The sequence below is a fragment of the Salinivibrio socompensis S35 genome, from assembly GCF_000513715.1.
GTDB lineage: Bacteria > Pseudomonadota > Gammaproteobacteria > Enterobacterales > Vibrionaceae > Salinivibrio > Salinivibrio socompensis.
In genome coordinates this window covers 1-26,762 of record NZ_AQOD01000078.1, presented here as the reverse complement: position 1 = coordinate 26,762, position 26,762 = coordinate 1, and the positions used below count along the sequence as shown (strand labels likewise).

Annotated in this window: 23 protein-coding genes and 8 pseudogenes; 7 read left to right on the top strand and 24 right to left on the bottom strand. The window is 51.4% G+C overall.

Annotated features, from left to right (window positions below):
* A pseudogene (gene trmA / locus DZ54_RS20625) lies at positions 1-725 on the top strand (tRNA (uridine(54)-C5)-methyltransferase TrmA); the annotation flags it as partial.
* Between the two features lie 140 nt (positions 726-865).
* Here trmA and darG read toward each other — a convergent pair.
* From darG to fabR, 5 genes and pseudogenes are all read right to left on the bottom strand, one after another.
* Positions 866-1,906 carry a type II toxin-antitoxin system antitoxin DNA ADP-ribosyl glycohydrolase DarG gene (gene darG, locus DZ54_RS0109795; RefSeq protein ID WP_025673939.1) on the bottom strand — a complete coding sequence of 347 codons (1,041 nt, stop codon included), beginning with the start codon at positions 1,904-1,906 and terminating at the stop codon, positions 866-868.
* Between the two features lie 13 nt (positions 1,907-1,919).
* Positions 1,920-2,561, bottom strand: coding sequence for a type II toxin-antitoxin system toxin DNA ADP-ribosyl transferase DarT (darT, locus tag DZ54_RS0109790; RefSeq protein WP_025673938.1), 642 nt, complete (start codon positions 2,559-2,561; stop codon positions 1,920-1,922).
* Between the two features lie 12 nt (positions 2,562-2,573).
* The gene (locus tag DZ54_RS0109785) at positions 2,574-2,834 is read right to left on the bottom strand and encodes a hypothetical protein (protein WP_025673937.1); all 261 of its coding nucleotides are present in this window, start codon (positions 2,832-2,834) and stop codon (positions 2,574-2,576) included.
* A 154-nt stretch (positions 2,835-2,988) separates the two neighbouring features.
* Positions 2,989-3,372 (bottom strand): YijD family membrane protein, encoded by a 384-nt coding sequence (locus tag DZ54_RS0109780; protein ID WP_025673936.1) that lies wholly within the window; start codon positions 3,370-3,372, stop codon positions 2,989-2,991.
* A gap of 12 nt (positions 3,373-3,384) precedes the next feature.
* Positions 3,385-4,022 (bottom strand): annotated as a pseudogene (fabR, locus tag DZ54_RS20620) (HTH-type transcriptional repressor FabR).
* 185 nt (positions 4,023-4,207) lie between these two features.
* On the opposite strand from fabR, the pseudogene sthA reads away from it, so the two are divergent.
* Positions 4,208-5,624 (top strand): annotated as a pseudogene (sthA, locus tag DZ54_RS20615) (Si-specific NAD(P)(+) transhydrogenase).
* A gap of 77 nt (positions 5,625-5,701) precedes the next feature.
* Here the strand turns inward: sthA and cysQ are convergent.
* From cysQ to gspC, 15 genes and pseudogenes are all read right to left on the bottom strand, one after another.
* Positions 5,702-6,511 (bottom strand): 3'(2'),5'-bisphosphate nucleotidase CysQ, encoded by an 810-nt coding sequence (gene cysQ / locus DZ54_RS0109765; RefSeq protein ID WP_025673935.1) that lies wholly within the window; start codon positions 6,509-6,511, stop codon positions 5,702-5,704.
* Between the two features lie 3 nt (positions 6,512-6,514).
* Positions 6,515-7,069 (bottom strand): ADP compounds hydrolase NudE, encoded by a 555-nt coding sequence (gene nudE / locus DZ54_RS0109760; protein ID WP_025673934.1) that lies wholly within the window; start codon positions 7,067-7,069, stop codon positions 6,515-6,517.
* A 42-nt stretch (positions 7,070-7,111) separates the two neighbouring features.
* The gene (locus DZ54_RS26765) at positions 7,112-7,510 is read right to left on the bottom strand and encodes a type II secretion system protein N (RefSeq protein ID WP_025673933.1); all 399 of its coding nucleotides are present in this window, start codon (positions 7,508-7,510) and stop codon (positions 7,112-7,114) included.
* Positions 7,511-7,545: 35 nt separating this feature from the next.
* The gene (gene gspN / locus DZ54_RS26760) at positions 7,546-7,857 is read right to left on the bottom strand and encodes a type II secretion system protein N (RefSeq protein WP_025673932.1); all 312 of its coding nucleotides are present in this window, start codon (positions 7,855-7,857) and stop codon (positions 7,546-7,548) included.
* Between the two features lie 4 nt (positions 7,858-7,861).
* Positions 7,862-8,356: a type II secretion system protein GspM gene (gene gspM / locus DZ54_RS0109745; protein ID WP_051415988.1), complete on the bottom strand. Its 495-nt coding sequence runs from the start codon at positions 8,354-8,356 to the stop codon at positions 7,862-7,864.
* Positions 8,353-9,606 carry a type II secretion system protein GspL gene (gene gspL, locus DZ54_RS0109740; RefSeq protein ID WP_025673930.1) on the bottom strand — a complete coding sequence of 418 codons (1,254 nt, stop codon included), beginning with the start codon at positions 9,604-9,606 and terminating at the stop codon, positions 8,353-8,355. The genes gspM and gspL overlap by 4 nt, the downstream gene beginning before the upstream one ends.
* Positions 9,575-10,579 carry a type II secretion system minor pseudopilin GspK gene (gspK, locus tag DZ54_RS0109735; protein WP_025673929.1) on the bottom strand — a complete coding sequence of 335 codons (1,005 nt, stop codon included), beginning with the start codon at positions 10,577-10,579 and terminating at the stop codon, positions 9,575-9,577. Before gspK ends, gspL begins: the two co-directional genes overlap by 32 nt.
* Positions 10,576-11,214 (bottom strand): type II secretion system minor pseudopilin GspJ, encoded by a 639-nt coding sequence (gene gspJ, locus DZ54_RS0109730; RefSeq protein ID WP_025673928.1) that lies wholly within the window; start codon positions 11,212-11,214, stop codon positions 10,576-10,578. The genes gspK and gspJ overlap by 4 nt, the downstream gene beginning before the upstream one ends.
* Positions 11,198-11,575: a type II secretion system minor pseudopilin GspI gene (gene gspI / locus DZ54_RS0109725; protein ID WP_025673927.1), complete on the bottom strand. Its 378-nt coding sequence runs from the start codon at positions 11,573-11,575 to the stop codon at positions 11,198-11,200. The genes gspJ and gspI overlap by 17 nt, the downstream gene beginning before the upstream one ends.
* On the bottom strand, positions 11,575-12,123 hold the full coding sequence (gene gspH, locus DZ54_RS0109720; RefSeq protein ID WP_025673926.1) for a type II secretion system minor pseudopilin GspH: 549 nt from the start codon (positions 12,121-12,123) through the stop codon (positions 11,575-11,577). Before gspH ends, gspI begins: the two co-directional genes overlap by 1 nt.
* A 4-nt stretch (positions 12,124-12,127) precedes the next feature.
* Positions 12,128-12,581: pseudogene (gene gspG, locus DZ54_RS20610) on the bottom strand (type II secretion system major pseudopilin GspG).
* A 7-nt stretch (positions 12,582-12,588) separates the two neighbouring features.
* Positions 12,589-13,822: pseudogene (gspF, locus tag DZ54_RS20605) on the bottom strand (type II secretion system inner membrane protein GspF).
* Positions 13,822-15,348 (bottom strand): type II secretion system ATPase GspE, encoded by a 1,527-nt coding sequence (gspE, locus tag DZ54_RS0109705; RefSeq protein WP_025673925.1) that lies wholly within the window; start codon positions 15,346-15,348, stop codon positions 13,822-13,824. Before gspE ends, gspF begins: the two are co-directional and overlap by 1 nt.
* A pseudogene (gene gspD, locus DZ54_RS20600) lies at positions 15,345-17,326 on the bottom strand (type II secretion system secretin GspD). The gene gspE and the pseudogene gspD overlap by 4 nt, the downstream one beginning before the upstream one ends.
* Positions 17,327-17,397: 71 nt before the next feature.
* A complete protein-coding gene (gene gspC / locus DZ54_RS20595; RefSeq protein ID WP_240473957.1) occupies positions 17,398-18,303 on the bottom strand; it encodes a type II secretion system protein GspC in 906 nt (301 codons plus the stop codon).
* A 248-nt stretch (positions 18,304-18,551) separates the two neighbouring features.
* Here gspC and hslR point away from each other — a divergent pair, with 248 nt between their 5' ends.
* From hslR to DZ54_RS0109665, 5 genes are all read left to right on the top strand, one after another.
* On the top strand, positions 18,552-18,959 hold the full coding sequence (gene hslR / locus DZ54_RS0109690; protein ID WP_128080495.1) for a ribosome-associated heat shock protein Hsp15: 408 nt from the start codon (positions 18,552-18,554) through the stop codon (positions 18,957-18,959).
* A 35-nt stretch (positions 18,960-18,994) separates the two neighbouring features.
* Entirely contained in the window at positions 18,995-19,870 is an 876-nt protein-coding gene (hslO, locus tag DZ54_RS0109685; protein WP_025673922.1) for an Hsp33 family molecular chaperone HslO, read from the top strand.
* A gap of 321 nt (positions 19,871-20,191) precedes the next feature.
* Positions 20,192-21,820, top strand: a complete 1,629-nt coding sequence (gene pckA, locus DZ54_RS0109680) for a phosphoenolpyruvate carboxykinase (ATP) (RefSeq protein ID WP_025673921.1) — start codon at positions 20,192-20,194, stop codon at positions 21,818-21,820.
* Between the two features lie 117 nt (positions 21,821-21,937).
* Complete coding sequence (locus tag DZ54_RS0109670; protein ID WP_025673920.1) at positions 21,938-23,368, top strand: AsmA family protein; 1,431 nt, start codon at positions 21,938-21,940, stop codon at positions 23,366-23,368.
* Positions 23,347-23,778 carry a hypothetical protein gene (locus tag DZ54_RS0109665; protein WP_025673919.1) on the top strand — a complete coding sequence of 144 codons (432 nt, stop codon included), beginning with the start codon at positions 23,347-23,349 and terminating at the stop codon, positions 23,776-23,778. The genes DZ54_RS0109670 and DZ54_RS0109665 overlap by 22 nt, the downstream gene beginning before the upstream one ends.
* 34 nt (positions 23,779-23,812) lie before the next feature.
* Here DZ54_RS0109665 and DZ54_RS0109660 read toward each other — a convergent pair whose 3' ends face one another.
* From DZ54_RS0109660 to DZ54_RS20585, 4 genes and pseudogenes are all read right to left on the bottom strand, one after another.
* The gene (locus DZ54_RS0109660; protein ID WP_025673918.1) at positions 23,813-24,757 is read right to left on the bottom strand and encodes a bifunctional GNAT family N-acetyltransferase/hotdog fold thioesterase; all 945 of its coding nucleotides are present in this window, start codon (positions 24,755-24,757) and stop codon (positions 23,813-23,815) included.
* Positions 24,758-24,784: 27 nt separating this feature from the next.
* Positions 24,785-25,218, bottom strand: a pseudogene (gene dtd, locus DZ54_RS20590) (D-aminoacyl-tRNA deacylase).
* Positions 25,190-26,158, bottom strand: a complete 969-nt coding sequence (locus DZ54_RS0109650; protein WP_025673917.1) for a virulence factor BrkB family protein — start codon at positions 26,156-26,158, stop codon at positions 25,190-25,192. The pseudogene dtd and the gene DZ54_RS0109650 overlap by 29 nt, the downstream one beginning before the upstream one ends.
* Before the next feature lie 137 nt (positions 26,159-26,295).
* Positions 26,296-26,762: pseudogene (locus DZ54_RS20585) on the bottom strand (translational GTPase TypA); the annotation flags it as partial.

The window sequence follows — 26,762 nt, the reverse complement described above, 5'->3', positions numbered from 1 at the left end:
ACTGGATGAAGCGTGGGAACAGGCCGCCCAAACACTGAAGCAACGTCTGAATGAWGAGCTTTAATCTCAATCTGATTGGCCGCGCCCGTAAGCAAAAAGGTACTGGATCGCGATTACGTACTAGAAAAGGTACAGGCTGATGGCCAAACCTTGGTGTATCAACAAATCGAGAACAGTTTTACCCAACCCAATGGCCCGGTTGCGCAAAAAATGCTGGATTGGGCGATTGATTGTACTCGAGACAGCGAGGGCGATTTGCTGGAGCTGTATTGCGGTAACGGCAACTTCTCACTGGCGCTGGCGAAAAACTTCCGCCGCGTCCTCGCCACCGAGCTAGCCAAGCCTTCGGTACAATCGGCGCAATATAATATTGCCGCCAACAACATCGATAATGTGCAAATCATTCGTATGTCTGCCGAAGAGTTCACCCAAGCCATTAATGGTGAGCGTGAGTTCCGTCGCCTACAAGACCAGGGCGTGACGCTAAGTGACTATCAGTGCAACACCATTTTTGTCGATCCACCCGCGCGGGCATGGATGATGAAACCTGCAAAATGGTGCAAGGCTACGATCGCATTTTGTATATTTCATGTAATCCGAAAACCTTGGTCGAGAATCTGCAACGCCTCAGCCAAACCCACCGCATTAGTCGTTGTGCTTTGTTTGATCAATTCCCGTTCACCCACCATACCGAAGCAGGGGTGTGGTTAGAGCGCATTAAATAGTGGCTTTTTATCATATTATTATTAGCAAATAATGGTACTGTGTACGGCATCAGATCCGGAAACAAAACAATCTAGTTTCCCGGCGATAAAAAATGGGCATTCAGGATGTGCTCATTTTTTTTGCATGAATCAAGGGAGCCTCACCTACTAAACCAGCACTGACTATCAAGTACTTTTTCAGCAATTGTGATTTGTCTTAGTGTAAATTGCTGCTTTCTGGCGTTCCAAGAATGGACACCTTTGATAACTTGTTCGGTATCTTTTGCTTGTTCATACCGGTTAAGCCAGTGCACTGTAGCAAGAAGCTCTAAGCCCTGTGGTGATTCAAAGCCTTCTACCAATCGAGATACCTTTTCAAACCTCTTCCGCGTATCAGGGTGTTGGTCCAAAAACTCTTGTGCTTCTTTTACCGCACCAGGTACTAACTGAAGTATTTTCTCCGGCGCATCGCCACCGTCAGAATATCCAGAGACAAAATGACCTTCAATCGCATTCAGCACATGACGCAAATTCTGCGCATAAGGTCCATAGTGCGCTTTTTGATATTTCAAGCGCAGTGGTTCACCGGCTTCTTGCATGAAATACAAAAGCTTGTGCACCTCAAGTAATGAAACCGATGGGTCAAGCAAACCTTTCAGGTAGCGCTGCATGAGTTCTATCAATACCGCTCTACCTGCAGTCATCTTTGGCACTTCTTTCTGCTTTGCCATTCTGTCATTTTGAGGAGCACCTGATGGCTCATAAAGAAAAACTTGGACATCAGTTAGCGGCTTCATCGCTGTTTCGATTTTTTCACGCACTACTAACCAATCCAATCCACCTAAGCCAGCCCCTAATGGAGGAATGGCAATAGACTTAATGCCTAAACGTTGAATATCTTCCACCAATGCTGCTAAGCCAGATTCGATATCTTCAATTCGGCTTGCACCTCGCCAATGGCGCTTGGTTGGGAAGTTCACGATGAAACGTGGGTTTGCCAATTGCCCAGTTTCAAAGATAAACATTTTCCCAGGCTGAACGTCTTTGTTTTTACATGCCGCAGAATAAGCCTTGAAGTTATCAGGCCACGCTTTCTTAAACTGCAAAGCAATACCGCGTCCCATTACACCGACGCAGTTGACTGTATTTACAATAGCTTCTGCATCAGCGCGCAGTATGTCACCACGAGTCATTTCGAGCATATCTACGGCCTCCTCAGTAATACCAGTTAGGGTTAATTGTAACAGGTGGTCTGTGAGCTGCCATTTGCAACGTGTTGACTACCTGCTGATGAATGCTTGGTGATTGTACAACAATCGCCTCAACCAAATGCCAAGGACAACGTCGCTCAATCAAAAACTCGGCTTGCTTCCCTTCCTTACAACCTTGCCACTGTCTCGCATAAATTGCAGGCCAATCCAGCTTATGTAACTGAGCCAAATCGTTTCTATCTTCGAAGTAGTACGAACCTGCATTTGAGAGTGTAAATGCCCAGCGATGCCCTTGCTGCTGAGCCCATTGAACGGTTGCGTTTAGATCGGCTTGAAGGTGAATAATCGGCCCCTGCCCACCTTTATAAGTCAGCTCATCACTGTCTGCTCGATGAATGACATACAACATGATTGAACGAGGACAAAAATAAAACGGTACACATTGTCCGACGTACAAATCTGGATGACTATCCAACGTCAGCTCCGTCAAACGACGCTGCTTAATCGTATTCATACCAATAGTGGTTCCCACTGTATTTTGCGCAATGATCTGGGCATCGCACAGCAGTCCGTTCGAAACAAGAATAGAAGCCAATCGATCCACATGGACAATATGAAAAATTTTAGGCTGTACTGGCACGGGCATTTATCATCCTTTTCATGAGCAATGAGTTACGCTTTCTCGGAATCTGAACTCGGCTTCACCGTTACTTGACTGTTCATTCTCACTCTCTCTTTTGGCTACGGATAAAGCAATAGGCTCTACAAATTCTGAAAACTTTTTAGCTACAGAGCCGGAAAGAATGATTACATTTATATCTTCCAGAAAGCTTTTACTTAATTCAACTTCTCCTGTTGAACCATTCTCAGCTGCTTCAATTACTGGTTGGTATCGCACTTCGCAGTTGAATTCGGGCATTAGTTTCCAATCCAGATATCATGGGCAAACCTTATCAGGATTGGCTCGAACGATTGAAACATGAAAATCAACCGTTGTTTTCTTTTCAGTTAAACGTAAAAAGGCGTCTTCTCGACGCCTTTTTGGGTTTCGCTAACGGCTGTTTTAGAGACAATTAGACGTCAGACGCAGTATCGTTTTTCGCTTTGCGACTGAAAAAACCCAACTTATGCCCAATCCAGAAGGCTAACGCCATGGAGACTAAGATAAAGAAGAAGTTACCGCCCAGCTCTGGCATTTGCATGCGAATAAAGGCGGAGTAGCCAAATGCCCCTACCAGGAAACACGCAAACGCAATCAGCGGTGTGCCTTCCGTCAGTGGCTGTCGTTCATGCAATTGATAACAAGCATGTACGGCCAGTACAAATGCGAGAATAGGGAAGATCGAAAACGCCACGCCACTGAAAAAGACAGTAGCTAGCGTTGCACTTCCACACATGCCGGAGACTAGCGCCAGCAATAAGAATTTACGTTCTGATTTGACTTGCTCGTGTTCCATGTTTTCACCTGTTTATGACAGTTTTTCCTGTAAGGCTCGCCGCTCACGATCTCTACGGTACCAGTAAGCTCCCTTGGCTATCATGCGCAATTGTAACACCATTCGCTCCGCCAATTCTGCGCGTGCGTGCGGGTCTAAATCAAGCGCCTCTGCGCCCATGTTAAAGACTAAAATCACGCAGGCTTCGGATTGATTGTACGCTTCTTCATACGTGAGCTGGGTGCGCGATTGTAAATACTCGGTTAACTCCGCAACAAAATGTTGGATCTCTCTTGCGACCGCGGCACGAAACGCAGCAGAGGTCCCTGACCGCTCGCGCAGTAATAATCGAAACACATTAGGGCTACTTTCAATAAACTCCATAAAGGTCTCGACTGAGGTACGTACCACACTGCCTTCGGCAGCAATTCGCTGACGGGCTTGGCGCATCAATTGACGCAATAACAAGCCGCCTTCATCCACCATGGTTAAGCCGAGCTCATCCATATCTTTAAAGTGGCGATAAAAAGGACGTCGGGGCGATGCCGGCCTCACGAGCGACTTCGCGCAAACTCCAACCCCGAGAAACTGCGCTCAGCACTGAGTTGACTAAACGCCGCATCAATGACAGAACGGCGTGTTTTTTCTTTTTGTTCTGCTCGAATTCCCATCATATTCAACTTACGGTCACCATGCAGTCACTATACGCAATTTTTATCGGCAAATCAGCCAGCCTAAAGTTACGAGCGAACGGCGATTTCATCAGAGATTGCACAGCGAAAGTTAACCTCAAGGATAATAAGCGTTAAACTAGTTAAAATTAATGTTGCACTAATGAAAATAAGGTCTGATCCCTATGAGCAATTCGAGCCCCCGCCCACACGATCACTTTGATGCCATCGTTATTGGTAGCGGCCCTGGCGGTGAAGGGGCCGCGATGGGTCTATCTAAAGCAGGCAAACAGGTCGCGGTGATTGAACGCGAAGCAGCCGTGGGAGGCGGGTGCACCCATTGGGGGACCATTCCTTCTAAAGCACTACGCCACACGGTGAGCCGGATTATTGAATTTAATCAAAATCCGATTTATACCCAGCATACCAAGAGCCTGCATAGCACGTTTGCGCAAATTCTTAGCCATGCCGATTCGGTGATCGGCAAACAAACGCGTATGCGCCAAGCTTTTATGACCGCAATCAATGCACATTGCTCCACGGCAACGCCGAGTTTGTCGATGCCCATACCTTAACGGTGCACCACAGTGATGGCAGCGCTGACACCTATACGGCGGATCACTTTGTCATTGCCACCGGATCGCGCCCCTACCAGCCAGCGGATGTGAATTTTTCTCATCCTCGCATTTACGACAGTGACTCGATTTTGTCGCTTGAGCACGATCCTCGCCATGTCATGATTTATGGTGCTGGGGTCATTGGCAGCGAGTATGCCTCGATTTTTCGCGGGCTTGGGGTAAAGGTGGACTTAATCAATACCCGCGATCGCTTACTCTCGTTTTTGGATAACGAAATCTCAGATGCCTTGTCCTATCACTTTGGCAGCAGCGGGGTCATGATCCGAAATGATGAGACCTATGAACGCATTGAAGGTACCGACGATGGTGTGGTGGTTCACCTTGAGTCAGGCAAAAAAATGAAAGCGGATTGCCTGCTGTATGCCAACGGACGCGCGGGCAATACCGACAAACTCAATCTGCCATCCGTGGGGCTGACGCCCAACTCGCGTGGACAGCTAGAGGTCGATAGTGAAAGTTATGCCACTGAGGTCGGTCACATCTACGCGGTCGGTGACGTGATTGGTTACCCTAGCCTTGCCAGTGCGGCCTATGATCAGGCCGCGTGGTGGCTGAAGCTATTTGCCAAGGTAACGCCAACGTCCGTTTGATTGAGCATATTCCAACTGGCATCTATACCATTCCAGAGATCAGCTCCGTGGGTAAAACCGAACAGGAGCTCACTGCCGAAAAGGTCCCTTATGAAGTGGGCCGCTCGTTGTTCAAGCATCTTGCGCGGGCACAAATTGCCGGGATGGATGTCGGTAGCTTAAAGATCCTGTTTCACCGTGATACGCGAGAGATCCTTGGCATTCACTGCTTTGGTGAGCGCGCCTCTGAAATCATCCATATTGGACAAGCGATTTTCGAGCAAAAAGGGGAAGCCAACACGATCGACTATTTTGTCAATACTACGTTCAATTACCCGACCATGGCAGAAGCCTACCGCGTGGCCGCGCTCAATGGGCTGAATCGTTTGTTCTAGAATGCTAGCGTCTTATCACGGCAAAACGGCACCGAAAGCGGTGCCGTTTACCGTGTTTTCAAATGCATACCGCACATCTAGCGACGTAAGATAGACGACCACGCCAACGACTCATCACCCAGAACAATAAAGTTCGGATTTTGCAGTGAATCACGCTCGTTGTATGACAAGGGATCAAGCGCGGTACTGAGGATCCGTCCTCCCGCTTCTTCGACAATGCATTGTGTCGCCGCGGTGTCCCACTCTCCGGTGGGCCCTAAACGCAGATAACAATCTACCGCCCCTTCCGCCACTAAGCAGGCCTTCAGTGCCGCGGAGCCCAGAGGGATCAGGTCGTAATTGATTTCGGGCGCTAACTTTTCTGTCACCGCATGAATATCTTGTCGGCGACTGATCGCAATAGACAACGAAGTAATCGCTTCATCACGTTTCATGGTCGAGATGCGATGCATTTCACCATCGGCCGTTATTTTCCATGCCCCTTTTTCTTGGCAAGCGTAATAAGACACACCCGATACCGGCGCGTATACCACCCCCATGACCGGATGATTGTTCTCCACCAGCGCGATAACAGTGGCAAAGTCGCCACTGCCCGCAATAAATTCTTGGGTGCCATCAAGAGGGTCAATCAGCCAATAGCGCTGCCACTGTTGGCGGTCACTGAGAGGCACGCCGCAATCTTCTTCCGACAACACCGGAATATTTGGCGTCAACGCAGTGAGTTTTTCTGTGATCAGTTTGTGGGCGGCCAAATCGGCGCTAGTCACCGGTGTTTGATCGCTTTTGGTGATCTCTTCAAAATCACCGTCTTGATAAATATCGAGAATAATTTGGCCCGCAGAGCGGGTTATTTCAATCACATCGGGCAACAACTCAGGCAATGACATGCCTCACCTCTCAGCTTGTAAGTACTTCAGCGCCATCATCAGTGCGGTAATACTGCGCGCTTCACAGAAATCACCATGGGTCAGTAACTCTTCCGCTTGGGCTAACGGCCAGCGAATGATCTCAAGCGGTTCAGGTTCATCACCTTCCAACGTTTCTGGATACAAATCACGTACCAACATCAAGGTCATACGACTGGAAAAGTACGAAGGCGCTAGGACCACCTCTTTTAACGGGATCAATTCTCGCGCGCCTTGGCCTATTTCTTCTTTCAACTCACGCACTGCGGCTTCCTCTGCCACTTCGCCTGGATCTATTAAGCCTTTAGGGAACCCTAACTCATAGCGCTCTGTCCCGGCGGCATACTCTCGCACCAATAAGAGATCGCCTGACTCCGTGACCGGGACCATCATCACCGCATTACGGCCTGAGGGTTTCATCCGCTCATAGGTACGTTCAACCCCATTACTAAACGTGAGCTCTAGCGACTCCACCTTAAACAAGCGAGAAGCGGCGACGACCTGTTTGGACAGGATTTGAGGAAGTTTACTCTGCGTCATAGTGTGATTTGCCACCCTTTGCTGATAGGCCAAGTAGCCTTATTAGCCGCGAAAAGAAAAGCGATAGCGCCCTTGATTATCTGGCGTCCCTAACCAAGATAATGGCGCTTTCATCGGCTCGGGATAGTCAGCTCCCGGTTTTAGCCATCCTGATACAGAGTATCGCCCAGACGGCGTGATTGACAATGAAAACTTATTACTCAACGACGCCGACTGTCCCTCGCCTTGAGCCGCAATACCTTGATTTTCGCAGGATAAAACCGCCTGAGCAGGGATATTCTCTAACTGTCCCATCGGGAGCTGCAACGCCGCATGCTGCCATTGGATTTGTCCTTCCAATTGCTGACAACCTGATTCGGCAAAAATAGCCTCGCGCAGCACCAGATCGAGAGTGCCATCAATCGCGACCCCAGGGGGCAGTGCGATAGTACCGGTTAACATCCGTGCGGGCGCAGAGACCAAGGCTTGCGAAACAGTCAGTGCAGAGCCGTTAAACCAAGGCTCCCTTTGCCTCTCAACCCCTCAGGGCTGCGTACCTTAACGGCGGCTTCCAACGTCGCGCCGGTGACTAAACGATGCCACTGCACATCCCACTGTATCGGTCCCAGGGTGTAATCTTGCCAACGAATTTGCGCAATTTCCCCTTGCCAAACCGTGCCGTCGATTGCACCGATTCGCACGGCGTCAGGCAAAGGCGCCAAGCGCAATAAAGAAGCAGGCGCGTGCACCACGACACTGACCGCAAAAACAAGCACGCACCCTATGCCGAATAAGCCTTTTTTCCACATGGTTTTATCGCTCCAACTGCAATCGATTCACCTTAACCTCGCCAGCCGTCTCTGTGGCTTCCGTGCTTAAACGCACTACGTGGATACCATGCAGACTCGCCAATTGATCTAACCACCGAAGGAGTTGGTTAAACGGCAGCGGTTCAACCCCAAGCTGCACGCTATCTTCACCCGGTTGTAAGCGCGTAATCGTGAGATTAAATTCCCCCGCACTGGCTGCAATGACTTGGTTTAATGGCTGTGTTCGGCTTGCAGAAGCTTGATAATCGCTGCCTGACTGAGCACGCAGCTGCATGATTTGGGCTCGCTTTTGCTGAACATCTCGCAATAGGCGTTGCTCGCTGGCGAGCGCGGTATTGGTCTTGTCGGCCTGTGTTTGGAGCGGGGCGATAATTCCCCAGTACAAGAGACTGACCATCAGCACGCCACCTGCGATCAGTAATAACCGCTGCTCGCGCACACTGATCGCCTGCCACTGAGCTTGAATGCGTGCCATCATGATGGGCTCCTTAACGTAAACTCGCCACTGACTGTGTCGCCACTGCGATTAAGCTGACCAAGTTCAGTCGCATAATGCTCGCTCAGGATCCCCCGTAAGCGCTCAAATTGGGCAAAATCTCGACCTTTGGCGCGTAAAATTAACGCGTCGCGATTAGCCTGATAACGCAGCGCCTGGAGCTCAATACCAGGCACATCGTCCAGCATTGGCGCTAATTGTGCCAACCAAGGCAGTAGCGCGGAGTCCTGTTGCTGCCCGGTCAGGCGAGCGATTTCGGCGTCCATTTGCCGCACCATATAAGAGCGAGTTGGAATGCGTTGGTATTGTGGTAATGTCTCGCGAAACAAGCCTTCGCTTTGTGAGCGTAACGCTTGCACCTGTTGCTGCGTGTCACGCAGTGCCAGCCATTGCTCGCCGCCCAACAACGCCGCCACCATCACCAATAACGCGGCGGTGGGGATCAGCGGTTTAAATCGCTGTTTCACCTGGCTTTGCGGGCGATACGGGCCGGTTAATAGGTTGGCAGACATCGAGGCACTCTGTGCGGCCAACACACTGATGGTTGGATCACTTTGCTGCCACTGCACCGGGAAGCCATCGATGGGCACAGGGTGTTCGGTGTATGCGTCTTGCGCGCCATACACCTGCAGGCTGAATGTCGATGGCTCGGCGTCGGCCGCGTCGTTTCCCTCGGTTTGATTAGCCGGTTGTTGCCACCAAGTTTGCGCCCAGAAGGCAAGCCAGGCGCGCTGCCCGACCACACCTTGATACGTTTGATAGCGACACAACCACTGTTCGGCCAGTGGCGCTAGCGTCAACGTTTGAGGCTGCCAAGGTAAACACAACACATCCGGAATCCACTGGCGAGCATGGATATTGGCCGCATCAAGGGCCTGCTGCCAAGCTTGCATCTGTCGATGAGCCACCACCGCGACCTGAGCGGTATTTTCTTGGGTGTCGAGCAAGGTGACATGCACCGCCTCAACCTCATCGGCTAATGCTTCTTCCAGTAAATAGGGTACCACCTTGTCTCGTTGCCGGCGCGAGCCAGGCGGTAACGTCACCGAGGTGAGCGTCAGCCAAGTACTGTCCACCAGCACGACCACACGTCTGGTTTGTGCTTGTTCTGTTAATGCTGACAACTGCTGGCAAGTGCCGGTCGTCATCACTTGGTTATCGCTGGCACGCACCTGCGCCCAATAAATGGGTTGGCTGGCATCACTGATCCTGATTATCAGTCGCTCGCTCACGCATTCCTCCGAACCGACGGCGTAAGATAGATACGTGGCCGTCGTCTTGATAGTGCAATAATGCCTGAATGTGACGCTGGGCTGAGGCCACGTGCACATCGGCGTGTAATAAAAAATAATGACTTGCCACGCTTAAATGCGGCATCACTTGCTTGCGCGCCGCCTCATCAAACTCAGTGAGGTTTAAGGTTGTCATAAACGCCTCAACGCTTTTCCAGCCAGACTCAGGGCGCTGAGCCAATACCTGCTTGGCCTGCTCAACGGGCAAAGCGGGTGTAAACAGTGCCGATAGCAACGCGGCCTGTTTATCCGTCAAGGTATTCACATTCACCTTTAACTCAGCGCTGGGAATCGCACACAGCTGGGGGGATAACTGGCGATAAACCGCCGCGTTGACCCCACGAACGGCGCGCCACTCACTGACATCGGCAATCACGGCATCGGCCGTTACATAGGCAGGGCGGACACTTTCATAGTGGGCATCTTCCGCGCCTAACGATTGATCAAGCTGATTATTTTCATCAATATAATCGCGACTCGCTTGGGCTATGACATCGGCTTGATAACTATCGTCTACTTGGCTGCCGATTAAAGCACGCAGTACACGTACTTCATACGGGATCTCACTGCCCAACGCCGCGCCTCGCAACTGTAAACTGTTCAAGTTAAAGCAAGCTTGTGCATCTTGTAAGTGACCACTAACTTCGCCACCTTGAAGCGGAAATGATCGAGACGCCTGGGCCCAGTCTTGGCTTAGATTGACCGTTTCACTGCCCGACAAACTCTCGCGTAATACCGCTGAAGCAAGGGCTTCAACCGCGTTGCTGTACCAGTATGCTTGCTGAAAATGAAGCTGGTTTTCCGCCCGGTGGTAGTTGGTAAACAGCCGTGACGCCATGCTGCCAGCAATGGCTGTCATCAGCGCCATAATCATCATCACGATCAGCAGCGCCGCGCCTCGCTGTTGGGTCATTGTGCCTCCCGCTGCAGCGGCGCGGGTAAGGTTTGCCCCGCCAGCAAATACGTACGAACTAACGGCCCGTAACGCGGATGCGTAAAGCGTATTTGTACCGCTTTGGGTAAGGCATGAGCCGTATTATAGCTATCTTGCCAATCACCTTTAACGTAAAACCGAAACGTGAGCGCCTCGATATCACTCAGCAAGGTCGCCACCGCTGGCTTATCACCCGCCGCTTGATCCGGATAGCGCCAACGCAAGCGTTCTAAATGACCGTCCCGTTGTCGGTAGCCAACCGCGACAACTTCGCCGCGAGGAAACCGCATTTGGGGATTAATCCAACCAGTACGCGAAAAACGTATTCCCATCTCCTCACTTTGTAGGACATCTCGTCCGGCAATCAGCAGTCGTTCGGTCGGTGTTTGACCGTCGATACGCTGGCGACGCGCGGCCATTTGGCGAAAATCACTATCCATGATCACTAACGCACGCTGCAGTTGCTGTAAGGTCTCACCGACTTCACGAGATTGCACGTTGCTTCGCTGTACGGTTTGTAACACTTGATAAGCCGTCAGGCTGATACTGGCAAATACCACCAGCGCCAACAAGACTTCAAGTAACGTGAATCCCTTTTCAGCGCGTCTCGACATACGTCCTCACGGTGACCAATGGATTATCGGTCTGCTCAGACGCGGATACCGACAGGTCCACGGCTCGCAGTTGACCAGTTTCGGTCGCGACTGGGGTAAGTTGCCATTGCCACTGCTGACCGGCCATCTCGGTGGTACCCTGCGTCGCTTTCTCTGGCACGTTGGCACGGAGTACGACCTCAGCAAGTTGGTTATCCGCTACCATCGCCGCTAAGGTTTTTTGCTCTAAACGCCCCAGTGAACGGGTATGCTGCCCTGTCGCCTTCATCACACTCAGTGCCGCAATGGCAAAAATCGCTACCGCGACTAATACCTCAAGCAAGGTCATCCCCCGCTGGCGTCTTGGTGCTTCACCATGCATCAGCGATCCTCCGCCCGTTGCCAGGTAAACTGCGCCAGCTCATTGGCTTTAAGCTGCCAGGCGGTACTACCATCGACTTCGATCAATAAGGTAAAAGGGGTTAACTCGCCATTGGGCAATAACCAGATTTGTGGCGGGGCAATGGGCTGCTCACTCTCATCATCAAACAGGTTATCAAATAGGGGTTTATCTTCGAACAAGCGGTCTTGTTGCTGCCAACCAAAGCCGTCCATGGTGAGAGAGAAACGGCTTTGCGCCGGCAACGTTCCTGCTGTTGCCCAACGTTCACTCTTCACCGGCTGCCACCTATCTTCACCCAATGTTAAAAGCTGATAGTCACGCTCGTTAATGCGGACACCATACGTTCGCCCTTCGAGCCAACTTTGCTCAGCCCACAGCTTCATTCGCTGATACAGGGCCTGACCCGCGTCTTGAGTTCGCGTATCGGTGGCGTCAGGCCACACCATCACCACACCAGAGGCACTGACGGCCACAATGACCACCACCAGTAAAATCTCAAGGAGAGTGAAGCCTGACGCCTGACGCATTTTATTACAGCTCGTTGAGGTTCCAGTTTCCGATGTCTTGGTTGACACCCTCGCCCCCTTCTTGGCCATCCGCGCCTAACGAAAAAATATCCACCACGCCATGTTCCCCGGGGCTAACATAACGATAATCATTATTCCATGGGTCTTGTGGTAAGCGCTTGATGTAACCTTCATCTGGATAACTGCGCGGCACCGGCTCACTTTGCGGTTTGATCACCAACGCATTGAGGCCTTGATCGGTGGTGGGGTATTGATTGTTGATCCAGCTTGTACATGTCCAGTGCGTTTTCAAGCGCGCTGACGTCAGCAATCGCCTTTTTGACCGCGGCTTTATCTTTATTACCGAGCAAATTGGGGGCCACAAAGCTGGCTAATAAGCCAATAATCACCACCACAACCATGACTTCTAGCAGGGTAAAACCGTGTTGACGACGCATCTTGTTCTCCTTATTTATCATTATAAACTCACAGCCCGACCATATCGTTCATGGCAATAATCGGCATCAAGGTGGCGACGACAATAAAAAGCACCAACCCTGCCATTAATACGATCATTAACGGGCCGAAAATACCCAGTGCAACATTCACTTGGGCTTCAAAATCTTTATCTTGGTTATCCGCCGCTCGCGAGAGCATGGCTCAAGATCACCACTGCGCTCACCACTGGCGATCATGTGCAGCATCATGGGCGGAAATAGGTGTGACTGGTTTAAGGCCATTCGCAAGCTGGCACCTTCTCGCACCTTATCCGCCGCCTCTAACACACGCATTCGTACGTATTGATTACTCATCACTTGCGCGGCGACTTTCATCCCATCCAATAACGGGATAGCGCTAGCGGTGCATATCGCCAAGGTACGCGCAAAACGTGAAGTATTTAGGCCACGCGCAACCCGTCCAAGAATCGGCAGGGAAAGGACTTTTTTATCCCATGCGAGGCGCCGCTGGGTGTCTTTCAGTAAAGTCCGGATACTGACACTGATAAGGATCAGTGCGCCCACCACCCAAATCCCCCAGTTGGTAATAAAATCACTGGCGTTCAATAGAAATTGGGTGGATGCCGGCAGTGCCTGACCAGTTTGAACAAATTGGCCGACAATATCAGGCACCACGGTGGCGAGCAGAAAGGCCACAATCACCACCGAAAAAAAGGTCAGTATGGCAGGATACAACATGGCTTGTAACAAGGTGGACTGTATACGCTGACGGTTCTCAACATAATCGGCCAAGCGTGATAGAACGGTGGATAAATGTCCCGCTTTTTCACCGGCTGCAATCATCGCGCGATAGAGTTCATTAAACACCTGCGGGTAATCGGCCAAGCATCGGCCAAGGTGTACCCTTCCATCACACGGGCGCGGACACTGGTCATCATGCTGCCTATTCGCGGTTTTTCCGCTTGCTCTGCCACCGCTTTTAAGCACTCTTCAAGCGGCATAGCCGCATCGATCAAGGTTGCTAACTGGCGTGTGATCAAGGACAGCTCTTGTGTGCTAATACCTCGGTTTCTTTGGCGGAACAGTGGCTGCGACGCCGTTGCTTTTTGAGTAGCACGTTGTCGGGTCGTGGCATTGACGTCGAGCGGCGTATAGCCTTTTTCACGCAGCTGCTGACGCGCTTGCCGTGCGGTATCTGCCTCAATCACGCCTTTGCGTTTACGCCCTCGGGCATCTAACGCTTGATAGTCAAATGCGCCCATTAGCCCTCCTTGGTAACACGGATCACTTCTTCAAGGGTGGTTTGCCCTTGCAGTACCTTGGTCAGGCCGTCATAGCGAATACTCGGGCTATGGGCACGCACGGCTTCCTCTATCGCATGCTCTCCCGCATCATGATGGATCAGCGCTTGGACGTTCTCGTCTACTGTCAGCAATTCATGGATCCCGGTTCGACCTCGGTAGCCTTTCTGGTGACAGTGTTCGCAACCACCCGCTTTATAGAGCGTGATCGCCTCATCAGGGGTCGCCAAGCCGAGATCGACAAATAACGGCTGCTGAGAGTCATCGGCTTGATAGGGGATACGACACCGTGGGCATAAGGTGCGGACCAACCGCTGCGCCAGCACGCCGAGCAAAGAAGAAGACAACAAGAAAGGCTCAATGCCCATGTCCCGCAAGCGCGTCACCGCCCCGATAGCAGTGTTGGTGTGCAATGTCGACATCACCAAGTGACCGGTCAGTGAGGCTTGTACAGCAATTTGTGCGGTTTCTAAATCACGAATTTCCCCGACCATCACCACGTCAGGATCTTGACGCAGCATGGCGCGCAGTCCTCGCGCAAAGGTCATGTCGACTTTGGGGTTAACTTGGGTCTGACCGATACCCGCCAGATCAAATTCGATCGGATCTTCCACGGTGAGGATGTTGCGATCCTCACTGTTAATGGTTTGTAACCCGGCGTACAAGGTGGTGGATTTCCCCGAACCAGTCGGACCGGTTACCAGCAAAATACCGTGAGGCTTATGGATCAGTGCACGAAAAGCTTGGTGTAGGTTTGGAACCATCCCCAATTGGGCTAAGTCCAGTTGGACGGCATTTTTATCCAGCAAACGCATCACGACACGCTCACCGTGAGACGAGGGCATGGTCGATACGCGCACATCCACCGCTCGCCCACCAATACGGACCGAAATGCGCCCATCTTGCGGGACCCGTTTTTCGGCGATATCCAGTTTTGCCATCACTTTGACCCGAGACACCAACAAGGGTGCCAACTTGCGGCTGGGGGATAAAACGTCACGTAGCACGCCGTCAACCCGAAAACGGATCGATAAGGCATGCTCAAAGGTTTCGATATGAATGTCAGAGGCGCTTTCTTTAATCGCTTCGCCCAACATGGCGTTAATCAACTTAATGATCGGCGCATCGTCTTCCGATTCAAGCAAGTCTTCACTTTGCGGCAGCTCCTCGGCCAGCGAGAAAAAGTCATCGCTGTCAGCATCGGCGCCAATGTCAGCCATTAGCTGTTGTGCATCGGCGCTGTCTCGTTGATAGAGGCGCGTCAGGTGTTGCTCAAAATCAGCGTCCGACACCCATTCAGGCGCGATATCTGCGCCCAACACGCGTTGCACCTCCACCAAGGTCTGCGGCGTCACCGACGCTAAGCATAATAAGCGCAGGGTATCGTTGTCGGTCAATACCACCACACCATGACGACGTGCAAACCCAAAGGGTAACTGCCAGGTCGTCACCGGTTCAGCCGCTAGCGCCGCTGCACGCTTACTCATCCCTCTAACTCCGCTTGTAGCATACGTACTTCAGCTGGCATCACCGCTTCGCTGTTATATTCAGGCAATACCGGTTTTTCAGCATCAGGCATTAACTTAACGCCATCTTGGGCACGCAGCAGTTGTTCGGCGCGGATATAATTGTATTTGCGTTGGGTCACCCCGTCGGCGGTCAACCCGGTACGGATAATAGTCGGCTTGATAAACAGCATCAGGTTTTTCTTTTCCGTTTGCGTCGAGGTCGACTTAAACAAGTGCCCTAAAATGGGAATATCCCCCAACAGTGGCACCTTGGATTCACTTTCGACCGTGCGTTCGTCAATCAAACCACTTAATACAATCATTTGTTGGTCACCGACCATCACGGATGTATTCAGCTGACGTTTACCAAAGCGCACATCCACCGCGCCACTGGCGCCAAGCACGTTGGAGACTTCTTGCTCAATGTCGAGCAACACCGCGGAGCCTTCGTTAATTTGCGGGGTCACTTTGAGCTTGATCCCCACATCTTTACGCTCGACGGTTTGAAAGGGGTTGTCGTTATTCGAGCCCGTTTGCGAGCCGGTGATCACAGGGACTTCTTCACCGACAATAAACGAGGCTTCTTGGTTATCGAGCACCATCAAATTGGGCGATGACAAAATGTTCGATTCATTTTTCGAGGCCACTGCGGTCACCAAGGCGGTCCAATCGCCCATTACCACGCCAGCAGCCAAGCCATTTAACCCACCTAACACATTGTTTAATGCCGAGTAATCGCCCGACTCGGTAATGGGAACATTGTAAGGCGTACCATCATTTCGATAACGTACTTCAGTACGAGTCGTGTCTTCCGCCGCTTTTTGTCCGGTTAAATAACTCGTAACACCCACTCCTGCGTTATTAAACTGAATGCCGCCGTTTTCCAGCGAGCCCCACTGTACGCCGAGGTTCGCGCCGTCCGATTCCGACATTTCTACGATCAAGGCTTCAATCAACACTTGTGCGCGGCGAATATCGAGCTGGGAGATCACGCTCTCCAAGGTTTTTAAAATATCGGGCGGGGCCGTGATCACCAGCGAGTTGGTGCTTGGTGCGAGGAAATTTGCACCGCTTGCTCATTCACGCTCGGTTGCTGTTTTTTCTCTTTTTCTTTTAGCAGGTTGTCCGAAACACCTTGCAGTACATCCACCACGTCTTCCGCTTTGGCATAACGCAGATAAATCACTCGGCTGTTACCGGTGGTCGCCATCTCTTGATCCAGCTGTCTGATCAATTCGATGACCCGCTCACGCACCTTGGGCTCACCAGACACCAGCACGGCATTCAGGCGCTCGTCCGCAACAATACGCGGCTCCAACAGCTCAGGGCGAGTGTTGGCGTTGTCGCGCTTATTGAGGGTGTCGACAATTCGCACCATTTCCGCGGCTGACGCGTGATCAAGGCGGACCACTTCCACTTTTTTATCGCCCGCCTGATCGACCCGCTGAATAATATCCGTCAAACGATTCACCACCGCCGCGCGACCGGTAATCATAATGACATTGGCGGGATCATAGTGCACCACGTTACCGGCACCCGCGTTATTAATAAGCTGACGCAACAAGGGGGAGAGCTCGCGCACCGAGACATTTTTCACCGCCACCACGCGCGTCACGACCATGTCGCCGACGACATTATCGTCCTCACCCACCACAGGTACGGGCGAAGTTTTCGCATCCTTGTCGCGAATCACTTTGACGATCCCATTTTCCATCTCAACCACCGCAAAGCCATACACTTCGAGCACGTTAAGGAAAAATTGGTAGTACTGCTCATCGTCCAACGTATCGTAACTGCGCACATTAATGGTGCCGCGTACCGAGGGGTCAACGATAATGGTCTTCTCAAGGTTGCGCCCCACAATTTCGATGAATTCTTGAATATTGGTACCTTTAAACGAGGCACTGAACTCTGCCGCCCCCGCCGGTAGACCCGATAAAAGCAGACTTGCAGCCATCAAATAGGGGATCAGTCGTTGCTTTACGTTCACGTCACACTCCTAAAGCCGCACGGGGCGGTTGTGGTAATTTATAATTGAATCGAAATATCATGTTGCTGCCCTTGTCGCTCGACCACTACATCAAGCGTGCCCTGTTGTTGAATGCGATTAAGGATCTCGGGAAGCGCCACCGAACGGCTCAGTGTCAGCCCGTTGATCGCGATGGCGATATCGCCAGACTGTAAACCCGATTGCTCAAATAACACCGGGTTTTTCCCTGGGGTGAGACGGAAGCCTTTTAATTGCTTGGCATCGCCGACCTGCGCTAACTGGATATAATCAAATAAGCGCTGAGGATCGCTGGCAAGCTGTCGCGCTAAGTCGGCAGGCCAGTCAGCGCTGGTCTGCCTTGAGGTTGACGCCGGCTTTGGGGGCGTCTTGTCAGCCTCCGAGGAAGAAAACACGGTTTGCGGAGTACTGTCGGCCTCGACGCCAGGCATCAGCAAGGCTTCAAGACGCGTGCCTTGACGCAGGATCACTCGATCGGACAAGACTTGATCGACACTGACCTGTGTTCTCTTCACTTGCTCGCCGACTCCATAGGTTGATTGTTCGCCACCATGAGCAATCACGGCTAATGCACGAGAAGGCTGGTTAGAGGCAACAACGCCAACCAAGGTCAGCTGTAAACGGGTTTCAGGCACTTGGCTAACCGACTGTTGACGCTGTTGCGCCGATGCTTGAAATCGACCAAATAACTGGGCGTTAATGGCGGGCGCTAATGAAAGGGCGCCCTCACCGGCGGCCTGGCTCGTCACAACCTGACTACTCGGCGGCAAAATGGGTGCCGCCGGAGGCGTGTAGACATGCCACACCAGCCGCCCAACGAGCCAAGCCAGTAACAGGATTAGCCCACCGTTTAGACACAATAGTACTCGACCAAGAGTCAGAGCTGATATCGAGATTGTTCGTTGAGGGCTACCTGCCTGAATCATCCTTTTAAAACCAATTAGTGACACCACATGCCTATTGATGGCCTTTTTAGCCATTAGATTCCATGATTAGATTACGAAAAGCTGGACATACTAGCAAAAAACACATTGCGATCTTGAGACTTTTCATTCAACGCGCAGGTATTTTACCGAACTCGCGGCGCTGTCGGGGGGATGTGCGCTGATGCTGTGATACTGCTCTAAAGTAAATTTTATGCTAATGTCGCCGCTCCAGATTGCGCAGGAGTTGAATGATGAAAAAAAGCACATCAGCGCCTTTGACGACGGTCAGGTTGGATAAATGGCTGTGGGCCGCTCGCTTTTATAAAACGCGCTCCGTTGCGCGCAATATGATAGATGGAGGCAAGGTGCACTACAATGGTCAACGTGCCAAGCCAAGTAGAATGGTCGAAGTCGGGGCCGAAATACGCTTGCGTCAAGGCCATGATGAAAAGACCATCACTGTTATAGCGTTATCGGAGCAGCGCCAGGGCGCGCCGATAGCACAAACCTTGTATCAAGAAACCGACACGAGCCTCAAGAAACGTGAGCACGAGACGGAAATGCGTCGCTTAAATGCCCACAATCCACGTCCCGATGGACGGCCGGATAAAAAGCAACGCCGTGATATTCGTAAGTTTAAACAAGGCATAGACTAAGGCCGCAAGTCGCGCCATTGCCGGAGAGAGATTGCATGTCAAACGATCAATTACACCGTTACCTATTCGAAGATGTGTCTGTGCGTGGTGAGCTCGTCAAGCTCGACGAAACCTATCAACGCATCCTGGAGAATCAACACTTCCCAGCCCCAGTGAATGCCTTACTGGGTGAAATGTTGGCCGCGACCAGCCTGCTTACCGCGACGCTCAAATTTAATGGCTCGATCACGGTGCAACTACAGGGCGATGGTCCCGTATCGCTGGCGGTGATTAATGGTGACCATCATCAGCAACTGCGCGGCACCGCACGGGTGAATGGTGAGGTTAAAGATGGCGCGACCTTGCCAGAAATGATGGGAAAAGGCCAACTGGTCATTACCATTGAGCCTGTCGACGGGGAGCGCTATCAAGGCATTGTTGGCCTGGAGTCGGACCACTTACAAGGTTGCTTGGAAGATTACTTCGCCCGTTCAGAGCAGTTAATGACTCGTCTTTGGCTGCGTACCGGTGAGTTTGAAGGCAAGCCACATGCTGCCGGCATGATGCTGCAAGTACTTCCTGATGGTAAAGGCGACGAAGGGGACTTTGAGCACCTTGCCCAACTGACTGAAACCATTAAAAATGATGAGCTTTTCAGCCTCAGCGCCAAAGATGTCTTGTATCGCCTGTATCACCAGGAGAAAGTCACCCTATATCCGGCACAAGATGTGGTATTTAAATGCAGCTGCTCTCGTGAGCGCAGTGCCGGTGCGATTGCCGCGATTGAACGCAGTGAAGTGGACAAAATGATCGCAGAAATGGGCACCATTCATTTGCACTGTGATTATTGTGGCACTGACTATGCATTCGATAGTGTTGATGTAGCAGCGATTTTCGAGCAAAACGCCAGCGGCTCCTCACAAATGCAGTAACCACGTGCTACATTTTTAGCGCCCCGAAGTAAATAAGCTTGACCAAGCTCAAAAGCCAGCACGATGCTGGCTTTTTTCTTATTCCTTCCCGACTTAACTCACATTTTTCTACGCGTTATTTTTGTACAAACAATAATAGGTCTTTGGGTAGCGCAAACGTTTAACTAAGCGTTACCATGTCTATGACATGGCAGCTGGTGGTCCGTACCCTACAATCAAAATAGCCCCAGTATGTCGTCATCTATGGAGTCAGTCCCTGAATATACATTTCAGGTTGCTAGCACAAAGACAGTTAACATCATCTTACCTCAAGGAGCACCTATGACTGTCCTGAACGTCGAATCTGAGGTCGCTGACATCGATCTTTCCCGTTATGGTCTGGAAAATGTCAAAGAAGTCATCCGTAACCCCTCATATGAGCAATTGTTCGAGGAGGAAACCAAACCTGGGCTGGAAGGCTACGAGAAAGGCGTGGTGACCGAACTCGGCGCGGTGTCGGTAGACACGGGTATTTTTACCGGTCGTTCCCCCAAAGATAAATACATTGTTCGTGATGACACCACGCGCGATACCCTGTGGTGGTCTGACCAAGGCAAAAACGATAATAAGCCGATCGATCACGCGGTATGGAACGATCTCAAAGCACTGGTCACACAACAGCTCTCTAATAAACGTCTGTTTGTGGTTGATGGCTACTGCGGCGCTAACCCCAACACACGGTTACGTATTCGCGTGATCACCGAAGTGGCATGGCAGGCGCACTTCGTCAAAAACATGTTTATCCGTCCAAGCGAGAAAGAGCTTAAAGATTTTGAGCCCGATTTTGTGGTAATGAATGGCGCCAAATGCGTCAATAACAAATGGCGTGAGCAGGGCCTAAATTCGGAAAACTTTACCGTTTTCAACCTCACCGAACGGATGCAGCTGATTGGCGGTACCTGGTATGGCGGTGAGATGAAAAAAGGCATGTTCGCGATGATGAACTACTTCTTGCCGTTGCAAGATGTCGCGTCGATGCACTGTTCGGCCAATATGGGCAAAGACGGTGACGTTGCCATCTTCTTCGGCCTGTCTGGGACCGGGAAAACCACGCTCTCCACCGACCCCAAGCGCCAGCTTATCGGTGACGATGAACATGGTTGGGACAATAACGGCGTCTTTAACTTTGAAGGGGGATGCTATGCAAAAACCATCAAGTTATCCAAAGAGGCGGAGCCAGATATCTATAATGCCATCCGTCGTGATGCCTTATTAGAGAACGTCACCGTTCGCAGTGATGGCCGTATCGACTTTGACGATAATTCGAAGACAGAAAACACTCGCGTGTCATACCCTATTTATCATATCGATAATATTGTGAAGCCGGTTTCAAAAGGCGGCCACGCTAACAAGGTGATTTTCTTATCTGCGGATGCGTTTGGCGTATTGCCACCGGTATCTAAATTGACGCCAGAGCAAACCAAGTATCATTTCTTATCCGGCTTTACAGCGAAGTTAGCAGGCACCGAGCGCGGTATTACTGAACCCACCCCTGCCTTCTCAGCTGCCTTTGGCGCCGCATTTTTGACCTTACACCCCACCAAGTACGCGGAAGTGTTAGTCAAACGCATGGAGGCGGCAGGAACTGAAGCCTATCTGGTTAATACCGGTTGGAATGGCTCAGGAGAGCGGATTTCCATCAAAGATACCCGTGCGATCATTGATGCGATTTTAGATGGCTCCATCGAAAAAGCCGATACCAAAGTGATCCCAATCTTTAATTTGGAAGTCCCGGTATCGCTGGACGAAGTGAGCGACGGCATTCTTGACCCACGTGATACCTATGTTGACCCCCTGCAATGGGAAAGCAAAGCCAAGGACTTGGCAACACGCTTTATCAACAACTTCGATAAATATACCGATACCGAAGAAGGTGCAGCATTGGTCGCTGCAGGTCCACAGCGCGACTAGCCCTCATCCCCATACCGCTAGTTGGCGGTATGGGCCTTATTCATCATGGCGACTGGTTGAAGTTCGGCGACTTTTACGCCAATCTTACAGCTACTCGTTGCCTGATAGGGTTCATTCATGCGCATCCTGGCCAAACTTGTTGCCAGCTTTTTTATCCTAATCATAACCACATTGTTAGTGATCCTGGTGCTGCTACATACGCGACATAGCACCCAGGTTTTTACTGCGCTCGTCACCCCCATGCTGCCAGGCACATTAACGGCCGAGCAGGTGAATTATCACTGGCAACGTCCACTTCATCTGACCCTGACGCAACCGGACTATCAACATGGCCGTCAACACTGGCACGCCAATACGGTACGTGTACAGTTCTCTCCCGATCGCTTGTCTCACTTGCAATGGGTTAGGGTTGACGGTCTTAATCTTGACCTGACCAACAACACCATGACGTCGCTCAAGATGTTACCGGCGACGCTGAGTATTGGTCGCGTCCTTTTTAATGACCTGTCCATCCAAGGGCAAGGCTGGCAAGCACAGCAGGTTAGCGCTCAGCTCGATGAATGGCACAAAGGGCAAGCCCCCTTAGGATCGGTCCGCGGCCGGGCGCAATGGGCAGCCAAACAGATCAACTGGCATGGACTACGTGTCTCTCAACTTTTGGTCGATGCCACGCCAACGTCTACAGGTTGGCAATTCCGCGGCGTGTCTTTTGAGTGGCAACGTGCCGCGATCAGTGCCCAAGGTCATTGGCAGCCAGGAGCACTCGCCTTCACCCAATTAACCCTAAGCGATGTCATTGTCGACAGCGAACAGACATATCAACGCTTGACCAACGCCTTGTCGCGATGGTCTGACACCACCTCGCTAACCATCGAGCGCGCTGATATTCGCCAGCTCAGTGCCGACACCGATCAATTTTCGGTAAATAATCTCACCGTATCCGCCGAACATGTCACTGTGGCGCCGGATACGCCTTGGTGGCAACAGCCTAATCTACGTGCGTCATTCAACGCTGACTATGTGCGCTGGCGTACGCAGACCTGGGAACAGCCGATGGGTGATATTGAACGTCGCGGCAAAAACTGGGTCATTAATCAATTGACCAGTCAATGGCAAGAAGGGTTTGTGGGACTATCCGGGCATTTTTCCAAGCGCCATTGGCAGATTGATAAGCTACAAGCCAATAATCTGACACTCAGTCACGCAATACTCTCCCCGCTGATTAAGGCACTCCCCGCGTGGCCAGAAACCTTGTCCATTGACGACGTATCCCTGAAACATAATCAATGGCTGGCTTTGTCTTCCCAATTTCCGATCAAAGTCAGTGGCATTGATGTCGATGGACGTGCATTGCGCCTACAACCTCTTAAGAAATGGCGCTTAACCGATGGGAGCCTGACCGCCAGCGCGAGTCACGCCAGCATTAATCAGCAGTGGCTCGCCGAGCCCTACTTGCGCTTAGATGCCGAAAAAGGGAAATTAACCTCCAACAGCTATTGCTGGGCTTCCCTGATGGGCAGCTGGCCGTGTCGGGAACGTGGGATTTAAGCACCCCCAGTCAACCATGGTCGGTACACCTTGATGGGTTACAAATCCCGCTTTCTGTCTATCAAGACTGGTTCGATTGGCCCCTGCCACTCACCGGTTTCCATGACATTGAAGCCAAGTGGTCAGGGTTGGCAGCCGATAAGGAAAGCTTCAATGTCGGGCTCAACGGCGAGATGAAAATCACCCTGATCGGTGCGAAAGCCAATACCGGCTCGGATAAAGCTTGGCCTACGCAGATAACCTCTTGGTTTAGCGATCAAGAGGTAGATAAAAACAAACCACAGGCTTTCCCGTTTGAGATTTTGTCCATTGATGCTGACCGAGGCCAACTGACCGGCTCCCTGCAGGGCGAGACACGCTTATCTATCCATTGGCCACTCTATCGTGCAGACGCCCCGCGGATTCGTTAGTGCACCATGCCTTCGTGCGCTTACGCTCTCTGCATCAACGCAACAGGGCTAATTGAGGGGCAGGTTGAGCGGTGGCGCCATCATCTGACGGTAGCAGGACATAGGTTCCGGTAAACACACCGGCCTTTTCATCACCACTAAAAAAATCGACTTCTAAGGTGACGCGGGCACGGCGCCCGTTTTCTAATCGGTCGAGCTCGCCGCTCAGGTTATCGAGCGACACACTCGCCCGTGGACGTTCAGCCACAGGACGACGATAGCGAATATGGCTGTCCGCCAGGACAATATCAGCACTCAGTTGACGCTCTTTCATCAATAACCACACCATGCCCCAACCCGTTAACGTCGCAAGGCTAAAAATGCTGCCCGCAAACATGGTTTGTCGTGGGTTTAAATTGGCGTTTAAATTGGCGCACACTTCGAAGCTGTAGCCGGTGAACTGGCTAATTTGGACCCCCATTTTGTCGCTGATCGGGATTTGCGCTTGCCAGCGCTGCTGGAGCTCGGTGCACCATTCAGGTCGACGTACGACATCCGATAAAGGATCCAAGGGTTTAACCATCTGCTGGTGACGAATGGGGCCGCGTTCGTCACTCAGATCGCCCTGACGGAGGAAGGCGTTCTGAGCATAAAAGCTCACTGCTTCTTCGCGCGCACTGCACACAAGGCGCTTCGCCCCCTCTTGCCGCGCCAATGACTCCAGAGCCATTAGCACTAACGCCCCTAGGCCACGATTGCGGTAGTCCGGCGACACCGCCATATACCGGATTTGGCCGTCATTATCGGGGGTTAAATACAAGCGGCCAATCGCGACGGGCGCATCATCACTGTCGACAATCATACGATGACACGCATTGACATCATACGCATCGCGCTCTGAGCCACGAGGCGCGTGCCACGGCTCTCTTAACATCCGATAACGAAAGTCATAATAACGCGCTAGTTCTTGCTCTGTGCGCGGGGTAACGATTCTAAACATGCCTGTCTCTCCTTGTGAGGCGCGTCGTTATACCTGAAGCCAGAAGGTGACGGGGCCATCATTGACGAGGCTCACTTTCATGTCGGCGGCGAATTGGCCGGTCTGCGTCTTTAATCCCGCACGTTGGCAGTCCTGACAAAATACCTCGTACAAACGTTCTGCTTCTTCGGGGGATGCCCCCGAGAAACTCGGTCGCATGCCCTTTTTGGTGTCCGCCGCGAGGGTAAATTGTGATATAACCAGTAATTCACCACCGCTCTGCGACACATTGAGGTTCATTTTGCCATTGTCGTCTTCAAACACACGATAACCACCGACTTTATGCGCTAACTTCGTCGCATTCGCATCGGTATCACCCTTTTCCACGCCTAATAGCACCACCAGCCTTTTCCTATCGTACCAAGGGCCTCATCCTCAACAGTTACATTCGCTTCACTCACGCGTTGAATTAGGGCAATCATAAGGTTCCTCACCTTCATTCATTAAGGGACGGGGGGAGGCAACCAAACTGCCTGACTGGCTCTGAGCCGCTTGAGATGTAGCACTTGGCCACCAATAGGCAGATTCTCTTAGGGTTGCCGTAACTTGCGCACCGAATAATACAATGCACCAGCTAAAATACACCCACACAAACAGAATCGGGACCACGCTAGGGCGCCGTAAATTAATTGATACGAGGGGAAATGGGACAACATACAGCGCGAATACTTTTTTACTTAATTCAAATAATACACTCGCTACGGCCGCGCCCACTAAGGCATGACGAAGGCGCACACGAGTATTCGGCACTAGGGTATACAACCCCATAAAGGTGAGCGTGGTCAGAAGAAAAGGGAGCCCACGGAGCAAGGTGGTGAATAAATCATTGGCGATGCCACTTTGTAATAGCGATAACGAGGTCAAATACGAGCTCAGAGCAATGCTGGTACCGATCAAAATGGGGCCAAGTGTCAGTACCATCCAATAAATCGAAAACGCGATCATCACCGGCCGCTTGGTTTGTATTTTAAATGTGTGGTTTAAGCTTTTGTCGATTGCAGAGATCAGCATGATCGCGACCACAAAAAGAAAACTGACCCCTACAGCGGTCATCTTGCCAGCATTGGCAACAAATTGATTGAGATAACGTGCTACCACCTCACCAGCCGCTGGGACAAAGTTATTGATGACGAACTGTTGTAAGGTGTCACCGATCTCCGAAAATCCCGGAAAACTTGAAAACGCTGACAACACAACGGTCACCAGTGGTACCAAGGACAGCAACGTCACATAAGCCATATAACCGGCACTCACCGTTAGCCTATCTTCTCCCATTCGTTGCCACAAATGGCGCAACATCGCTTTCAACCAATCACCGCTTTCGCGCCACGTTTTCCGATCCCAACCCCCGAGATTGCGCATCCTTTCACCTTACCTTGTGCCTGTTTTACGCCTACTGAGTGTACATGATTTACGTCGCGATCGCTGCGATCAAAAAAGGCACCTAACGGTGCCTTTGTTATCATGTCGCAGTTTATCTCACCACGATGTGAGTGCGATTAACCTTTGCGACCAGCGCGTTTGCGATCCGTTTCGGTCAACAGCTTTTTACGAATACGGATGCTGTCTGGGGTCACTTCAACCAGCTCATCGTCATCGATAAACTCAAGCGCCTGCTCCAAGGTATACTTGATAGCCGGGCTCAGTACCTGCGCTTCATCGGTACCCGAGGCACGCACGTTGGTCAGTTGCTTGCCTTTCAGACAGTTAACCGTTAAATCGTTGGCGCGGTTGTGAATGCCGATGACTTGACCTTCGTATACTTCATCACCATGTTCCGCAAACAAGCGACCACGGCCTTGTAGGTTAAACAATGCGTAAGTCAGTGCTTTACCTGCGGCGTTTGATATCAATACACCGTTGATACGTTGGCCAATATCACCGCCTTTGAATTTACCGTAATGGTCGAACGTATGATAAATCAGACCCGACCCTGACGTCAGGGTTAAGAACTCGGTTTGAAAAC

What these genes read in the sequence shown, in the direction of transcription:
- DZ54_RS0109780 (WP_025673936.1), bottom strand. Translation starts at nt 3,372, where the DNA reads ATGGAACACGAGCAAGTCAAATCAGAACGTAAATTCTTATTGCTGGCG.
- gspK (WP_025673929.1), bottom strand. Translation starts at nt 10,579, where the DNA reads ATGACCCAACAGCGAGGCGCGGCGCTGCTGATCGTGATGATGATTATG.
- cysQ (WP_025673935.1), bottom strand. Translation starts at nt 6,511, where the DNA reads ATGTCATTGCCTGAGTTGTTGCCCGATGTGATTGAAATAACCCGCTCT.
- gspN (WP_025673932.1), bottom strand. Translation starts at nt 7,857, where the DNA reads ATGTGGAAAAAAGGCTTATTCGGCATAGGGTGCGTGCTTGTTTTTGCG.
- hslR (WP_128080495.1), top strand. Translation starts at nt 18,552, where the DNA reads ATGATGAAAAAAAGCACATCAGCGCCTTTGACGACGGTCAGGTTGGAT.
- hslO (WP_025673922.1), top strand. Translation starts at nt 18,995, where the DNA reads ATGTCAAACGATCAATTACACCGTTACCTATTCGAAGATGTGTCTGTG.
- DZ54_RS0109785 (WP_025673937.1), bottom strand. Translation starts at nt 2,834, where the DNA reads ATGCCCGAATTCAACTGCGAAGTGCGATACCAACCAGTAATTGAAGCA.
- darG (WP_025673939.1), bottom strand. Translation starts at nt 1,906, where the DNA reads ATGCTCGAAATGACTCGTGGTGACATACTGCGCGCTGATGCAGAAGCT.
- gspH (WP_025673926.1), bottom strand. Translation starts at nt 12,123, where the DNA reads ATGCGTCAGGCGTCAGGCTTCACTCTCCTTGAGATTTTACTGGTGGTG.
- DZ54_RS0109660 (WP_025673918.1), bottom strand. Translation starts at nt 24,757, where the DNA reads ATGTTTAGAATCGTTACCCCGCGCACAGAGCAAGAACTAGCGCGTTAT.
- pckA (WP_025673921.1), top strand. Translation starts at nt 20,192, where the DNA reads ATGACTGTCCTGAACGTCGAATCTGAGGTCGCTGACATCGATCTTTCC.
- DZ54_RS26765 (WP_025673933.1), bottom strand. Translation starts at nt 7,510, where the DNA reads ATGTTAACCGGTACTATCGCACTGCCCCCTGGGGTCGCGATTGATGGC.
- gspM (WP_051415988.1), bottom strand. Translation starts at nt 8,356, where the DNA reads ATGATGGCACGCATTCAAGCTCAGTGGCAGGCGATCAGTGTGCGCGAG.
- DZ54_RS0109650 (WP_025673917.1), bottom strand. Translation starts at nt 26,158, where the DNA reads ATGCGCAATCTCGGGGGTTGGGATCGGAAAACGTGGCGCGAAAGCGGT.
- gspJ (WP_025673928.1), bottom strand. Translation starts at nt 11,214, where the DNA reads ATGTCGAGACGCGCTGAAAAGGGATTCACGTTACTTGAAGTCTTGTTG.
- DZ54_RS0109670 (WP_025673920.1), top strand. Translation starts at nt 21,938, where the DNA reads ATGCGCATCCTGGCCAAACTTGTTGCCAGCTTTTTTATCCTAATCATA.
- gspC (WP_240473957.1), bottom strand. Translation starts at nt 18,303, where the DNA reads ATGATTCAGGCAGGTAGCCCTCAACGAACAATCTCGATATCAGCTCTG.
- gspI (WP_025673927.1), bottom strand. Translation starts at nt 11,575, where the DNA reads ATGCATGGTGAAGCACCAAGACGCCAGCGGGGGATGACCTTGCTTGAG.
- darT (WP_025673938.1), bottom strand. Translation starts at nt 2,561, where the DNA reads ATGCCCGTGCCAGTACAGCCTAAAATTTTTCATATTGTCCATGTGGAT.
- gspE (WP_025673925.1), bottom strand. Translation starts at nt 15,348, where the DNA reads ATGAGTAAGCGTGCAGCGGCGCTAGCGGCTGAACCGGTGACGACCTGG.
- nudE (WP_025673934.1), bottom strand. Translation starts at nt 7,069, where the DNA reads ATGACGCAGAGTAAACTTCCTCAAATCCTGTCCAAACAGGTCGTCGCC.